Annotated in this window: 15 protein-coding genes and 1 pseudogene; 6 read left to right on the top strand and 10 right to left on the bottom strand. The window is 69.8% G+C overall.

What is annotated here, in order from left to right; genetic code table 11:
* Positions 1 to 360 precede the first annotated feature (360 nt).
* From KF910_RS06265 to KF910_RS06235, 7 genes and pseudogenes are all read right to left on the bottom strand, one after another.
* Positions 361 to 741: a hypothetical protein gene (locus KF910_RS06265; RefSeq protein ID WP_292259694.1), complete on the bottom strand. Its 381-nt coding sequence runs from the start codon at positions 739 to 741 to the stop codon at positions 361 to 363.
* A gap of 106 nt (positions 742 to 847) precedes the next feature.
* Positions 848 to 1258, bottom strand: a pseudogene (locus tag KF910_RS06260) (HK97 family phage prohead protease); the annotation flags it as partial.
* The gene (locus tag KF910_RS06255) at positions 1255 to 1482 is read right to left on the bottom strand and encodes a hypothetical protein (RefSeq protein ID WP_292259692.1); all 228 of its coding nucleotides are present in this window, start codon (positions 1480 to 1482) and stop codon (positions 1255 to 1257) included. The pseudogene KF910_RS06260 and the gene KF910_RS06255, both read right to left, overlap by 4 nt.
* Positions 1482 to 2651 (bottom strand): phage portal protein, encoded by a 1170-nt coding sequence (locus KF910_RS06250; protein WP_292259690.1) that lies wholly within the window; start codon positions 2649 to 2651, stop codon positions 1482 to 1484. The genes KF910_RS06255 and KF910_RS06250 overlap by 1 nt, the downstream gene beginning before the upstream one ends.
* Positions 2652 to 2670: 19 nt before the next feature.
* Positions 2671 to 3735: a DNA-packaging protein gene (locus KF910_RS06245; RefSeq protein WP_292259901.1), complete on the bottom strand. Its 1065-nt coding sequence runs from the start codon at positions 3733 to 3735 to the stop codon at positions 2671 to 2673.
* 4 nt (positions 3736 to 3739) lie between these two features.
* Positions 3740 to 4177, bottom strand: coding sequence for a hypothetical protein (locus KF910_RS06240; RefSeq protein ID WP_292259688.1), 438 nt, complete (start codon positions 4175 to 4177; stop codon positions 3740 to 3742).
* A 116-nt stretch (positions 4178 to 4293) separates the two neighbouring features.
* Entirely contained in the window at positions 4294 to 4773 is a 480-nt protein-coding gene (locus KF910_RS06235) for a YcgN family cysteine cluster protein (protein WP_292259686.1), read from the bottom strand.
* Between the two features lie 36 nt (positions 4774 to 4809).
* On the opposite strand from KF910_RS06235, the gene KF910_RS06230 reads away from it, so the two are divergent.
* The 6 genes from KF910_RS06230 to KF910_RS06205 all read left to right on the top strand — a co-directional run bounded on the left by KF910_RS06230 (position 4810) and on the right by KF910_RS06205 (position 11508).
* Positions 4810 to 6627 (top strand): ABC-F family ATP-binding cassette domain-containing protein, encoded by a 1818-nt coding sequence (locus tag KF910_RS06230; protein ID WP_292259684.1) that lies wholly within the window; start codon positions 4810 to 4812, stop codon positions 6625 to 6627.
* 621 nt (positions 6628 to 7248) lie between these two features.
* Positions 7249 to 8277, top strand: coding sequence for an ABC transporter substrate-binding protein (locus KF910_RS06225; protein ID WP_292259683.1), 1029 nt, complete (start codon positions 7249 to 7251; stop codon positions 8275 to 8277).
* Complete coding sequence (locus tag KF910_RS06220; protein WP_292259682.1) at positions 8270 to 9025, top strand: ABC transporter ATP-binding protein; 756 nt, start codon at positions 8270 to 8272, stop codon at positions 9023 to 9025. Before KF910_RS06225 ends, KF910_RS06220 begins: the two co-directional genes overlap by 8 nt.
* A complete protein-coding gene (locus KF910_RS06215; protein WP_292259679.1) occupies positions 9022 to 9789 on the top strand; it encodes an ABC transporter permease in 768 nt (255 codons plus the stop codon). The genes KF910_RS06220 and KF910_RS06215 overlap by 4 nt, the downstream gene beginning before the upstream one ends.
* Positions 9790 to 9862: 73 nt before the next feature.
* Positions 9863 to 10402 carry a hypothetical protein gene (locus KF910_RS06210; RefSeq protein ID WP_292259678.1) on the top strand — a complete coding sequence of 180 codons (540 nt, stop codon included), beginning with the start codon at positions 9863 to 9865 and terminating at the stop codon, positions 10400 to 10402.
* Positions 10399 to 11508, top strand: a complete 1110-nt coding sequence (locus tag KF910_RS06205) for a DUF2336 domain-containing protein (protein WP_292259677.1) — start codon at positions 10399 to 10401, stop codon at positions 11506 to 11508. The genes KF910_RS06210 and KF910_RS06205 overlap by 4 nt, the downstream gene beginning before the upstream one ends.
* A gap of 76 nt (positions 11509 to 11584) precedes the next feature.
* Here KF910_RS06205 and KF910_RS06200 read toward each other — a convergent pair whose 3' ends face one another.
* The 3 genes from KF910_RS06200 to cysK form a co-directional block, all read right to left on the bottom strand.
* A complete protein-coding gene (locus KF910_RS06200; protein ID WP_292259675.1) occupies positions 11585 to 12013 on the bottom strand; it encodes a MucR family transcriptional regulator in 429 nt (142 codons plus the stop codon).
* Between the two features lie 145 nt (positions 12014 to 12158).
* A complete protein-coding gene (locus tag KF910_RS06195) occupies positions 12159 to 13376 on the bottom strand; it encodes a DUF2336 domain-containing protein (protein ID WP_292259673.1) in 1218 nt (405 codons plus the stop codon).
* 41 nt (positions 13377 to 13417) lie between these two features.
* Complete coding sequence (gene cysK / locus KF910_RS06190) at positions 13418 to 14398, bottom strand: cysteine synthase A (RefSeq protein WP_292259672.1); 981 nt, start codon at positions 14396 to 14398, stop codon at positions 13418 to 13420.
* Positions 14399 to 14423: the final 25 nt, after the last annotated feature.

Below are 14423 nucleotides of genomic sequence, written 5' to 3'. Positions count from 1 at the left end.
CGAACCCCAGGGCGGATAGACCCAGAACGGGCCAGACGAGTTGATCGCCCGACGCGGCGCAGGTCACGCCCGCGTCAATCTCCTGATCGCTCAGGGCGCAGTCGGACATGGCCAGGATCACAAGCGTCGCGAAAACGGCCCATCCATAGAGAACCGCGATCACACAGAATCCCAGACCCGCCAGGCCATACCGAACCAGACCCCTCAAGGCTGACCCTCCCATCAGTGAACCCTAGTCGGTCGAAGCGACAGCGCCACGGCGATCATCGGCCCGGAGAGAACCCTGGGTCTTGCGACGCCGAAAGCGTCACGACGATTTTCGGAGATTATACATTAGCATCGGCGCCGCACTTCCCACGTTCAAACCATACGCGCGCGCACTTTCATGCCAAGCAACGCGGACCGCGGATGCGAGGAACCGCTGGCCACTCGCCGCCCCAGCCCCCAGTCCGCCACGTCTTCCACTTCGAAAACGTCACCGTTCATCTTGTCGATAGCGAACCATCCCATCAGGGTGCTGCCACATACGTCTTCGGCGCAACGGGCTCTAAGCGCCATGACGTAATAGCCGGCCGGGCTGTCGGCTTCGGCAATCTCATCGCAGAAGATCACATGGCGGGCAGGCAGACCGCGCTGGGCCGTCACCCGGGCAGTCACCAAGGCGCATGCCGCCTGGGCCGTCGCAACAGGCCGGCTCTTGGCGCAACCTGGCGCCGAAAGGCCGATGATCGCCAGCAGCATTACGAAGCTCTTGGTCATTGCCGGCCTATCGTAGTTGCCTTCCGCGTGCTTCGTGAGATTGAACACCATGGGGCGGTGTCCGCAACGGAGTAACAAGGGATTCGTCGCCCACCACCCTGAACCGCGCCCCCGGCGCCATCGGGAACGTCACCAGCGACACCTCCCACAACTCCACCCCGCTCAGCACCCTCAGCCGCCCCTGGCGTCGCGCCTTCACGGATCGGAAGCCGATCGACAGGCCGTCCAGGGCGCCCGCCCGCGCCAGGGCCTGGGCCAGCCGCCCCTCGGGCGACCAGTCCATGATCCGTCCACGGACGAACAGGCCCTGGTCGTCCTCCCGCATCTCGTCCCACAGGCCCACCGGCGCCCGGCCTTCGTGCTGATGCAGCATCTTCACCGCCCCTACCCCCGTCCGCGCCAGACTGTCGCCAAAGGCGCCGCGGGCGGTCACGTCGCCGTTCAGGTCGGCCCGGCCCCACAGGCTGGCGTAGCCTTCGATCGTCAGCGCCCCGCTCATCGCCGTTCCTCCAGCCGCCGTTCGATCCGCTCGACCGCCGCGCGGGTCGCCACCCCCTGTTCCTCCAGTCGCGCCAGACGTTCGGCCACCAGCCGCTGCTCGCCCACCTGGCTCTCCAGGGCGCCGATCCGCGCCGCCGCCCCGCCGGCCCAGGTCAGGCCCGCCACCGTCTGGGCCAGAAGCACCCCGATCAGGGGCCAGGGCGCCCGTTTCCATCCCTCCATCAGCCGCCCAGCCCGGCCATGCGCCGGCGCTCCTCGACCGTCAGGAAGGAGGCCGCCTCCAGCCGCGCCCACAGGGCGTCCCGCTCGGCCTGCAGCGCCGGAACCGCGTCCAGGTCCGGCTCGATCCGCACCCCCGGAAACCTCTGCCCCAGCCAGCCCGTCAGCGCCCCGCACATCTTCCTGGCCAGCGGGATCACCGTCTGCCGCCACAGGGCGATGTTGGCCTCGCGATAGTTGGCGTAGGTCGCGTCGCCGGGAATCCCCAGCAGCTGCGGCGGAACCCCGAAGGCCAGGGCGATGTCCCGCGCCGCCGAATGCTTGCCGTCGATGAAGTCCATGTCGGCGGGCGTCAGGCTCATCGGCTTCCAGTCCAGACCGCCTTCCAGCAACAGCGGCCGTCCCGCGTTCGACGCCCCGCCATGGGCCTCGGCCAGTTCGGCCTTCAGCGCCTCGAACTGGTCGGCCGTCAGCCGCTCCCCGTCCCGCGCCCCATAGATCAGGGCGCCCGACGGCCGCGCCGCATTGTCCAGCAGCGCCTTGTTCCAGGCCCCGGCAGCGTTGTGCGCGTCGATGGCGAAGCCGGCCGCCTCCAGCGGCGAATGGCCATAGTGGTCGTCCGTCGGATGGAACAGCCGCACCTGCATCACCGGCGACCATCCGTCCGCCTCGCGCCGGATCGTCACTGATCGTCCGCCCACGGCGTATTGATAGGCTTCGGGCCAGCCCCGCGCGCCTGGAACCACCCGAACCCGGTCGGGCCTCAGCGCCCACAGCTCCTCCGGAACCGGATCGCCCACCGCCTCCAGATAGGCGTTCCCCGCCGTCTGCAGCGCCCCGTACAGCGCCTCCAGCAGCTCCGGCGCCGACTGCTCCGGATTGGGCTTGTGCAACAGACGCGCGACCGGATGATCGGCCGCCCGCAACCCGTCGTGCAGCACGATCAGGGGCGTCGAGGCCGCCGCCTCGGCGATCATCCGCACACAGCGATAGGCCACGGCATTCCTGCCGAACCCCTCGCGCGCCAGGCTGGCGTAGTCGCGCGGCGTCCAGCGCGGCCGCCCAACCCCGGTCATGGCGATCAGCCCGCCGGTGCGGCTGGCCTTGGTCTCGTCCGGGCGCGGGTCGTCCCCGCCGCGCCGGCCGGGCCAGCGCAGTTTCGGCATCGCCATTTCGGCTCCTTCGTCCTGGTTACAGCGGCCGCAGGCGCGGCGCGCCCTGGCGATCCAGCAGCAGATGACTGACCGCCCAGACCAGGGCGTCCGCCCGATCCGGGCTGAACCCCGTCTCGCCGCCGATCGTCAGCAATTCATGCTCCAGCGCCGGCATGGCGGCGCAGTGGATCACCCGATCCTGTTCATACAGGGCCGCCACAGGCTCGGCGCGCGCCCGCTTGCCCCGGCTGGCGAAGACCGACTTCACCCGCGCCCCGCATTTGGCGATCTTCAGCAGGTCCTCGACCATGTCGCCGCCCTGGTTGACCTCGGCGATCACCCAGTCGGCCTCGAACTCGGCCACCGCCTCGGCCGCCTTCCTGGCCCAGTCTCGGGGCCTCAGCCCCCTGACCGTCCGGTCCGCCAACACATAGGCTCGGCCCTCGAACCGCCCGACCACCACGATCCCGCAGGCGTCGCCCCTTGCCGTGGCCGGCGGGTCCAGCCCGACCACCACCCGTTCGAAATCCGGCGGCGCCCGCCCCCGGCAGGCGCTCAGCATCGCCTCGGTCCACAAGGCGCCATCCTCGGCCAGGATACGCCCCTCCAGCTCCTGCGCCGCCAGCCGCGTCCCGCCGTAAAGGGCCTCCAGCCCCTGCAGGAAGTTGGCCGACAGGTTCCACCGATTGGCCGCCGTCCCCGCCCGCGTCGTCACCGTCCCCGGCTCGGCCATCAGGGTCTTCAGCGCCTGGATCGGCCGCGGCGTGGTCGTCACCGCCAGGCGCGGATCGTCGCCCAGCCTCAGTCCCATCCTCAACATGGCCAGCACCTCACCCGGCTTGCGCCAGGCGCAGAATTCGTCGCCCCAGGCGGCATGGAACTGCGGCCCTCTCAGGCTGTCGGCGTCCTCGGCCGAAAAGGCGTAGGCCACCGCCCCGTTCGGCCACACCAGCCGCCGCCGGCTGGTCTCATAGACCGGCCGTCGCCAGGGCGCGGCCACGGCTCTCAGGCCCGACGGCCCCTCGATCATCACCTCGCGCACATCGTGCAGGGTCGGCCCCACCAGGGCCAGGCGCGCCCCCGGCGCCGCCCGCCCGCTCAGCCATTCAGCCCCGGCCCGCGTCTTTCCCGCCCCGCGTCCGCCCAGGAACAGCCAGCTGGTCCACGCGCCGTCGGGCGGCCTCTGCGCCGGCCGGGCCCACAGCCGCCAGTCCGTCCGGATCAGGGTCTCCAGCGCTGGACGGATCGCCGCCAGCAGCTTCCTCCGCGTCGATGGCCCGCGCCAGCGCCACCAGTCGATGATAAAGCGCCTCGCGCAGTCGTTCTTCTCCGGCGGCATCCGGCGCCTCGTCCTCCCCGTTCGACTGGGCTTCGCGTTCCAGCGTCTCGACCAGTGCCTGGCGCAGCTTGACGCTGGCGGTCGCCAGTTTCAGCCGCCGCTCCGCCTCGGCCAGATCGCCGCCCGCGATGGGGTTCAGGATCTCGTCGGTCAGCTTGCCCAGGGCCCTGACCCCCCGCCGTCCCGAAACCCTTTTTCCCGTCATGCCCACACTATAGGGGACCAGCGTCCCTGGGCGCGCAAACAACCTCTACGGCCGGGGGACTCCAACCAAAACAGCCACCTGCTCTGTCCAGCGCTTATAATCAGCGCGCCCGGCTTTCATCCGCGCTCCAGCGCCCACTCCGGCGCCTCGTGATCCAGGGCGTCTTCCTCGTTCTCCAGGTCCAGCTCCGAAATCGTCTGGCCCCGCACCGACACCCCCGCCGCATGCACCGTCTCCGGATCGCCCGAGACCAGCGGATGCCACCACGCCAGCGGCCGCCCCTCATGAATGCGGCGATAGGCGCAAGACTTCGGCATCCACTCCAGCGCCTCGATATTGTGCGGCGTCAGCTTGATGCAGTCCGGCACATGGGCCTTGCGGTTCTCATAGTCCGAACACCGGCAGGCGGCGCTGTCGAACAGCTTGCAGTGCACCTTGGTCGGAATGACCTCGCCGGTGTCCTCGTCCTCGAACCGGATGACGCAGCACAGCCCGCACCCGTCGCACAGGCTCTCCCACTCCCGCGGCGTCATCTCCACCAGGGTCTTGGTTTCCCAGAAGGGCTTGGTCGCAGGGGCGTCAGGCTCTAAATCCACGCCTCCCCATACCGCCCTCGTCGCCCGAAAGCACCCATGTCGGCTCGCCCGCCCCTCGTCGCCCTCAAGGATGTCCGTCTTCAGGACGGCCCTCGCCCCCTGTTCGAGGGCGTCGACATGGCCATCGAGCCGCGCAGCCGCGCCGCTCTGGTCGGTCGCAACGGCGCGGGCAAGTCCACCCTGATGAAGATCGTCATGGGCCTGATCGAACCCGACGCCGGCGACCGTTCCATCCAGGCCGGAACCCGCTTCGCCTATGTGCCTCAGGAGCCTCTGATCACCGGCGAGACCCTGCTCGACTACGCCGCTTCCGGGGCGGCCGAACGCTGGACCGCCGAGGCCTGGCTGACGACCTTCGGCCTCGATCCGGCCAAGCCCGCCGTCAACCTGTCGGGCGGCGAGACCCGCCGCGCCGCCCTGGCCAAGGCCTTCGCCGAAGAACCCGACCTGCTGCTGCTGGACGAGCCCACCAACCACCTCGACATCCTGGCCATCGAGCTCCTCGAGACCGAACTCCTATCGGCCCGCTTCGCCGTCCTGGTGGTCAGCCACGACCGCGCCTTCCTGAACCGCGTCACCGATGCGTGCCACTGGCTGGAAGGTCGCCGCGTCCGCACCCTGGACAAGGGTTTCGACGCCTTCGACGACTGGGCCGCCAAGGTCATGGAGGAAGAGGCCGAATCCCTCCGCCGCCTGACCAAGAAGATCGAGGCGGAAACCTACACCTTCTACCGTTCCATCACGGCCCAGCGCACCCGTAACGAAGGCCGCGCCCGCGCGCTCCAGGCCATGCGCGCCGACCGCGCCGAACGGGTCCGCGATCTGCCGCGCGAACTGAACCTCGGCGTCGATTCCGGCGCCCTGTCCGGCAAACTGGTTGCCGAGGTGAAAGGCGTGTCCAAAGGCTTCGGCGAGCGCACGGTCATCAAGCCCTTCACCACCCGCATCCTGCGCGGCGACCGACTGGCCATCGTCGGGCCCAACGGCGCCGGCAAGACCACCCTGGTCAAGATCCTGCTCGGCGAACTGGCGCCCGACGCCGGAACCGTCCGCCTCGGCGCCAACCTGGAGCCGGTCTATCTGGACCAGTCGCGCGAGGGGCTGAAGTCGGACATGACCCTCTGGGACGCCCTGACACCGGGCGGCGGCGACAGCATCCTGGTGCGCGGCCATTCCAAGCACGTCGCCGCCTACGCCAAGGACTTCCTGTTCCAGGAGGCCCAGCTGCGCCAGCCCATCTCCACCCTGTCCGGCGGCGAGCGCAACCGCCTGCTCCTGGCCCGCGCCCTGGCCAGACCCGCCAACCTGCTGGTCCTGGACGAGCCGACCAACGACCTGGACATGGACACCCTCGACAAGCTGGAAGAGCTTCTCGAGTCCTATGACGGCACCCTGATCCTGGTCTCCCACGACCGCGACTTCGTCGATCGCCTGGCCACCTCGACCATCGCCATGAACGGCCGCGGCGACATCGTCGAGACCCCCGGCGGCTGGACCGACTTCCTGCGCCAGAACCCCGCCTTCCTGGCCCCGCCCCAATCCTCCCCCGCCGGGGGAGGGGGACCGCGCAGCGGTGGAGGGGGCCAGCCCCAGACACCGGCGCCCGCCCGGAAGTCCTCCAAACTCTCCTACAAGGACGCCCGCCGTCTCGAGGAACTGGAACGCCTTCTCGCCGACCTGCCGGCCCAGATCGCAAAACACGACGCCACCCTGGCCGATCCCGACCTCTACGGCCGCGACCCCGCCGCCTTCGACCGCGCCATGGCCGCCGCCACCAAGGCCCGCACCGAGCTGGAAGCCGCCGAGATCGAATGGCTGGAACTCGAGGAAAAGCGCGAAAACCTGGCCAGCTGAAGGCTTTTCAGCCGCTTGTCGCGCCACTGGGGATCGTCGCCTAAACTCTATCCGGCAAACAACAATATTGCCGAAGAAAAGCGCTAATCCACCATCGACGCACAATTCATCCCCAATTCCACCCACAGACGATGGATTTGAGGCGCTTGCCTCATAGCGGGTTTCGTCGGAACGTCAACGGGCCGAGGGACACGGCGGCGCGGAAAACCGGGGCGACCCGGGGCTCAAAGCGAACCGGTCCGGCTCTCTGACCCGGCCTCCGGGCGCGGTCTTCGGACCCGAACGGACGACGTGGCAGGGCCCAGGCTCCCGGACGACGAAGGCTTCGGCCCGAGGCGTTCACGGAGGACCAGGCCGGGATCGACGGACGGCGCACGGCGAAAGTCGGGCGGAACGCCGAAGACCAGGAGCCGTCAGGATACAGCCGACCGCAGACGGAGCTCGCTCCGCCGGCGCCCAGGCCAAGGTCCGGACCCTCAACGGCCAAGTCCAACCCGGACTTGGCGAGGGGACGTACGCAACGGTTCGACCGGGCGCGCGTCCCCTCGCTCAATTCCGGCGCCGCTCGCCCGATCCGCGCGCCCGCTTCCCTTCCCCCACGGCGCGCCCTAAACCAGGGCCATGAGCGCCCCTTCCGCTTCCCGACGCCGCGTCCTGATCGGCGCCGCCAGCCTCGCCGCCCTGACGGGTCCGCTGGCGGCCTGCGGCCGGTCCGAGGCGCCGGTCGACGAACAGGGGCGCGTCCGCCTGCGCTTCGCCACCGACTGGCGCGCCCAGGCCGAACACGGCGGCTTCTACCAGGCCCTGGCTTCGGGCGCCTACGAGCGGCGTGGCCTGAACGTCCAGATCATCCAGGGCGGACCGGGCGTGAACGTGCCCCAGCTTCTGGCCTCCGGCGCCGTCGAACTGGGCATGGGCTCCAACAGCTTCATCCCCCTGAACCTGGTCGCCGAAGGGGCCCCGGTGAAGGCCGTCGCCGCCTTCTTCCAGAAGGACCCTCAGGTCCTGATCGCCCATCCCGATCCGGCGCTGAAGTCGATCGCCGACCTGCACGGCCGGCCCTTCCTCCTGGCCGACGCCTCGATCACCGCCTTCTGGGTCTGGCTGAAGGCCAAATACGGCTTCACCGACGACCAGGTGCGCAAATACACCTTCAACCCGGCCCCCTTCCTGGCCGACCCGCGCGCGGTCCAGCAGGGCTATCTGACCAGCGAACCCTACACCATCCGCCAGGTCGGCGGGTTCCAGCCCAGGGTCTTCCTTCTGGCCGACGAAGGCTATCCGTCCTACGCCACCATGGTCCTGGCGCCCAACGCCTTCGCCCGCGACAACGCCCAGGCGCTGCGCGACTTCATCGCCGCCTCCGCCGAAGGTTGGCGCGACTATATTCGTGGCGACGCCAAGGCGGCCGACGCCCTGATCCGCAAGGACAATCCCGACATGACCCAGGACATCCTGGATCAGGCCCGCGAGACCCTGCGCGCCAACGGCGTGGTCGATGGCGGGGACGCGGCCCTCTACGGCCTCGGCGCAATGACCGCCGACCGCTGGCAGGCCTTCTTCGACGTGACCGCCCAGGCGGGGGTCTATGATCCCGGCCTGAACTGGCGTTCGGCCTTCACCGACGCCTATCTGCCGGGCCGTGGCTGATCAGGCCGGGCCGGTCGCGCGCCTGACCGGCGCCGTCGTCCGCTATGGTCCGCGCGCCGTGGGCCCGATCGACCTGGAGGTTTCTTCCGGCGACATCATCGCCCTGGTCGGCGCCTCGGGCGCGGGCAAGTCGACGGCCCTGCGCCTTCTGGCCGGGCTCGAACCGCCGACCGAGGGGAAGGCCCTGACCGCGCCGGGCCGCACCGGCCTGGTCTTCCAGGCGCCGACCCTGATGCCCTGGGCCTCGGCGCTCGACAATGTCGCCCTGCCGCTGGACCTGGCCCGCACCCCTGACGCCGAGTCGCGTCGTCGCGCCGCCGAGGCCCTGGCCTCCGTCGGCCTGGGCGACCGGCTCGACGCTCGGCCCGGCCAGCTGTCGGGCGGCATGGCCATGCGTGTCGCCCTGGCCCGCGCCCTGGTCGCCCATCCCTCTCTGCTGCTGCTGGACGAGCCCTTCGCCGCCCTGGATTCCGTCACCCGGCGACGGCTGATAGAGGACCTGCATCGCCTGTGGCGCGACGCCCGGCCCCGGCCGGCCATCGTCCTGGTCACCCACGATGTCGAGGACGCGGTCTATCTGGCGGCCCGCACCGTGGTGCTGGACGCCCGCACCGGCGCGCAGGTCGCGCGCCTGACTTCGCCCGGCCCCCTGCCACGTCCCGAGGGGTGGCGGATGGCGCCCGCCTATCGCGAGGCGGTCGAGGGCGTGGCCTCGGCCCTGGCCGCGACCATGGAGGCGATAGCGTGAAGCGGCCGTCCGACCTCCTAGCCCCCCTGGTCCTCCTGGGCCTGCTGCTGGCGGCCTGGGAGATCGCCTGTCGCCTGTTGGCGGTTCCGCCCTATCTTCTGCCGCCGCCCAGCGCCGTAGCCGCCGCCCTGGTCACATCCGCGCCTCTTCTGGCGCGCTCGGCCGCCGTCACCTTCGGCATGGCGTTCCAGGCCCTGGTCCTGGCTTTTCTGATCGGCGGGGGCCTGGCTCTGGCGGTGTCGCTGAACCGCCGGGCCGAGGCGGCGGTGCGTCCGCTGGCGGTCGCCCTTCAGGTCACGCCGGTCGTCGCCATCGCGCCTCTGGTCCTGATCTGGTTCGGCCTGGACCGCGCCGATCAGGCCGTCGTCGCCCTGGCCGCCGCCGTCGCCTTCTTCCCTGTCTTTTCCGGCGTCCTGACGGGGCTGCAGAGCGCCGATCCGGACCTGGAGCGCCTGTTCGACCTGCACGGCGCCACGCCCCTGCAACGCCTCTGGCGGCTTCGCCTGCCCAGCGCCCTGCCCTTCGTTCTGGAAGGACTGCGCGTCGCCGCCGGCCTGGCCGTCATCGGCGCCGTGGTGGCCGAGTTCGTGTCCGGTTCGGGCGCGACCCAGGGCCTGGCCTGGCGCCTGCTGGAAGCCGGCAACCGGCTGCGCACGGCCCAGCTCCTGGCCGCCCTGGCCTGGCTGACGCTGATGGGATTGATGCTCAACGCCGTCATCGCCGCTGCGGAACGGGAAATCATGCGCCGCATGGCCGGCCGTTAGGCGGCGGTTAAGCGCGGCCCGCCATGGTCGAGGCATCGGAGTTCGTTCGGGAATCCCCGCGGTGCGCCACCCCATGATCCTATCCGCCGCACTGTCCGGCCTGGTTGTCGCGGCGGCGACGCCCGCCCCGGCCCAGACGGTTTCCGCCCCGGCGTCCTATCTCAGCTGGGCCGGCAAGCCGACGACCGCCGTCGGCCAACCGACATATACGGCGGCGCCCACTCTCGGCGCCGCCTCGGCGCCGCGTATCATTCCGCATGGCGGCTTCTCGGAGGCTCCAGCCCCGATGCCCGTGCGCACGGCGACTTCGACGCTCGCGCCCGCCGCCCCAACCGCCGCCCGCATCGCGCCCGACGCTGCGCCCCCGCCCGCACCGGCGACCGCAGCATCGCCTTCGGGCGCCCGATACTACTCGGTCCACCGCCAGTATGGCCGCCAGCCGGACGCCATGCCGACGCCTGCCCCGGTGTATCTGGACGCCTTGCCGCTGGAACTGGAGCGGACACCCGAAACCGCCGACCTGGCCCAACCGCCCGAAGCGCCGACCCTGCTGCGCGACGTCAACGGCCGCATCCGGCCCGCAGTCCCGACCGTGGGCGACGAACCGTCATGAGCAAGCCGCCCTCCGGCGGGGCCGCCCCCCAGTCCCGCCTGCCCGACCTGATCGCCCTGGCGCATCAGACCTCCAGCGAGAAGCGGCGCGACCTGCTGCGCGAACTGACCGACCATTTCTTCGGCGCCCCGGTCCATTCGCCCAATGAGCAACAGCTGTTCGACGCCGTCCTGAGCGACCTGGCCGCCGAGATGGAAACGGCCGTCCGCGCCGAACTGGCCGCCCGCTTCGCCACATCGCCCAATGCGCCGGCGGCCCTGGTTCGCGGCCTGGCCAATGACGAGGCGGCCGTGGCCGAAGCCATCCTGCGCGCCTCGCCCGTCCTGACCGACGCCGATCTGATCTCGGTCGTGCGCGACCGCGGTCAGGCGCACATTCTGGCGGTGTCCGAACGCTCCACCGTGTCCGAAGCCGTCTCCGACGCCATCGTCGAACGCGGCGACGACGACGCCCTGCACAGCCTGCTTCGCAACGAAGGGGCCCGTCTGTCGCGCGCGGGCGCCGAGGCCGCCGTCGAGCGGGCCAAGTCCAACCCGGCCCTGCATGAGGCGACGGTGTCACGGCGCGGCCTGGCGCCCGATCTGCTGAACGAGATGTATTTCGTCGTCGAGGCCCGGCTGCGTCAGCAGATCCTCGATCAGAACGCAGCCCTCGATCCCGACCTGGTCGAAAGCGCCTTGGCCGCCGGGCGCGCTCGGGTCGCCGTCGGCGACGGGGCCTTCCCGGCCGACTATGCCGAGAGCCTGGCCTATGTCGAGGAGCTGAAGGCGGCCGGACAGTTGTCGCCCCAGATGCTGGCCCGCTTCCTCCGTTCGGGCGGCCGAACCTCGTTCCTGATCGCTCTCAGCCAGCTGGCCGATGTCGATTTCCATACGGCGCGTCAGATCATCGAGCGGCGCGAGATCGACGCCCTGGCGGTGATCTGCAAGGCCGCCAACCTGGATCGGGCCCTCTTCCTGACCTACGCCGTGGTCCTGCTGAACACCGAGCGGGACGCCATGGCGCGCGCCCACGGCTATGCACGCATGTATGCCGAACTGACCCAGGAAGCCGCCATGCGAACCGTTCGCTTCTGGCGTCTGCGCCGAGGCGCCCAGGCCGCCTGATCCCAACCCCGGGCAAGCAAACGCCCGCCTCCGGACAGGAAGCGGGCGTTGCGGACCTGGATCGTGTCGTCTGGTCTTACTTGCGGCCGCGGCCCGCGCGTGCCGGCTTGCGCCCGCCCTGACCCAGGCCCATCTGCTTGGCCAGTTCCGACCGCGCCTTGGCGTAGTTCGGGGCGACCATCGGATAGTCCTTGGGCAGGCCCCACTTCGCCCGGTATTCCTCGGGGCTCATATTGTATTTGGTCCGCAGGTGGCGCTTCAGCGACTTGAACTTGCGGCCGTCTTCCAGGCAGATCAGGAAATCCGGGCTGATCGACTTGCGGATCGGCACGGCCGGTTCCTGGGGCTCTGGCTCGGGCTCGACGCCGCCTTCCGCCACCTGGGTCAGCATGGCGTGGATGCTCGAGATCAGGCCGGGCAGGGCCTCGACATCGACCGTATTGTTGCTGACATAGGCCGAGACGATGTCGGCGGTCATCTCGAGGATCTGGGGTTGTTCTTCCATGGTCAGGCTTCGACCTTTCGCGGCGGGGGGATTTATCTGATCTATCCAGATCAGATTTCACGGCCGTCCTTAGGGGCGTTCCCGTTGAAACGCAATACAGTCTTGCGCGCGCTGTCCACGGGAACTGATCAGTTCCGTAGCCGCCCTATCGTCCGAAATCTTGCGCCAGCGCCATCATCGCCGTGCGTTCCGGAGTCGAATATTCGTCGATTGAAAGATCATCGCCTTCGCGTATGGCGCGCAACAGCGCCGGCGTGATCGCCGACGACAGCGACCAGTTCCAGTAGCGCAGCACCGTCTGGGCGCGGTCGACCGCCAGCATGTCGAAGGTCGTCTGCACCCGTTCCCAGGCCGGATCCAAGGCCCCGGCGGCATCGACTTCGGGCCGGCGCATCGACCGCCAGAGCGCTCTCAAGTCCGACTTCTCCAGCCCCGTCGCCTTGCACAGGATCGCCGCCGGCTCGCCGCCGATATCGCCCAGGATCTTGGCCCCCGTCAGAGGCTTGACCCCCGCCAGATAAGAGATTTCGGCCGCGATATCGCGGTCCAGGCCCTGGCTGGCCGCCGCCTGAACGGCGTCTTCCAGGCTGGCGAAGGGGCTCTTGGCGATGGCGGCGCGATTGCGCTGGCGCCGCTCGATGAACTGCAGGGCCTTGCGCGAAACGGGATCCTGCCAGTTCTCGGCCGCGGCCATGGGGAAGACGTCGTCGACCACCTCCTGCATCACCTCACGCGACACGGCGAACCGCTGCAGGATGGTGCGCCGGTCGTCGGAACCGCACCACCAGAACATGGCGTAGGCGCCCGACGGCCTCAGTTCCGGCCGCCTCAGCAACAGGGGGCACAGGCCCGGCGCGGTCCGGCTGGCGGCCACCGCCGTCTCTATGGCGCCGTGCGACAGGCGGGCGTTGGCGTTCTTCAGCACGGCCTCGATGACGGCCGGCTCGCCCGTCTCCACCAAGGTTTCGGTGACCATTTCCGACAGGCCTCGTCGGCCCGCCAGCATCAGCCGATGCTCGATCCCCGTGTCCCGCGCACAGCCCACCAGATCGGCGTCCGTCAGAGACGCGCACTGTTCGATCAGCAGGCCGGCGATGTCGGGCTCGTCCCGCAGCAGCAGCCGCGCCAGACTGTTGGGAAGCTCTGACAACGGCGCCAGCCGCGCCGCCACCCGGCGCCGCTCTTCCGGCGCCGCCAGCCTCAGCATCTCGACCAGAAGATCGCCCGTCACCGCGCGCTCGAAGGCGTTGATCCGGCTGGCGGGCAGGGAGACGACGTCGGCCAGACGCTTCAGCAGCGCGTGGCGCGCCTTGAACGCCCCCTCCGGAGCGTCCTCCGCCGGAATCGGAGCCGCTGGGTTCATGCGCACAACCTAAAGCGGAACCGTTAACCGCCGGTATTCGATCACAAACCTTCGAACAGCGCCGTCGACAGATAGCGTTCGGCGAAGCTGGGGATGATGGCCACGATCGTCTTGCCCGCATTCTCATCGAGGGCGGCCTGGCGGAAGGCGGCGGTCAGGGCCGCGCCCGAACTTATGCCGACCGGGATCCCCTCGGTCCGCGCCGCGCGGCGCGCCATGTCGAAGGCCTCGTCGTTGGTCACCGTCTCGACCCCGTCGATCATCGACCGGTCGACCACGGTCGGCACGAAGCCCGCGCCAATGCCCTGGATCTTGTGCGGCCCCGGCGCGCCGCCCGACAGGACCGGACTGTCCGTCGGCTCCACCGCGATCATCCGCACCGACGGCTTGCGCGCCTTCAGCACCTGTCCGACTCCGGTGATGGTGCCGCCGGTGCCGACACCGGAGATGACGATGTCGACCGCGCCCTCGGTGTCGTTCCAGATCTCCTCGGCCGTGGTGGCGCGGTGGATGGCGGGGTTGGCGGGGTTGTCGAACTGGGCCGGGGTGATCGCCCCCGGCGTGGCGTCCAGCAGCTCCTGCGCCCGCGCGATGGCGCCCTTCATGCCCTTCTCAGCCGGGGTCAGCTCCAGCTCGGCGCCCAGCAGCTTCAGCATCTTGCGCCGTTCCATCGACATGCTCTCGGGCATGACCAGGATCAGCCGATATCCCTTGGCCGCCGCCACGAATGCCAGGGCGATGCCGGTGTTTCCACTGGTCGGTTCGATCAGCACCGTGTCCGGCCCGATCCTGCCTGCCTGCTCCAGGGCCTCGACCATGGCCACCCCGATCCGGTCCTTGACCGAGGCGACGGGATTGAAGAACTCCAGCTTGGCCAGAACCCGCGCCTTGGGCTTCAGCTCGGCCGACAGTCGCGGCAGTTCGACCAGGGGCGTGTCGCCTATGGTGTCCAGGATCGAGGCGTAAACCTTGCCCCGTCCCGACTTCACGTGGCGCGAGGGATCATAGGCGACGTCGGACATGGGGAGGTCTCCGCTGGCGTTGGCG

The organism is Brevundimonas sp., from assembly GCF_019636155.1.
Classification (GTDB): domain Bacteria; phylum Pseudomonadota; class Alphaproteobacteria; order Caulobacterales; family Caulobacteraceae; genus Brevundimonas.
This window is presented reverse-complemented; position numbering and strand designations above follow the sequence as displayed.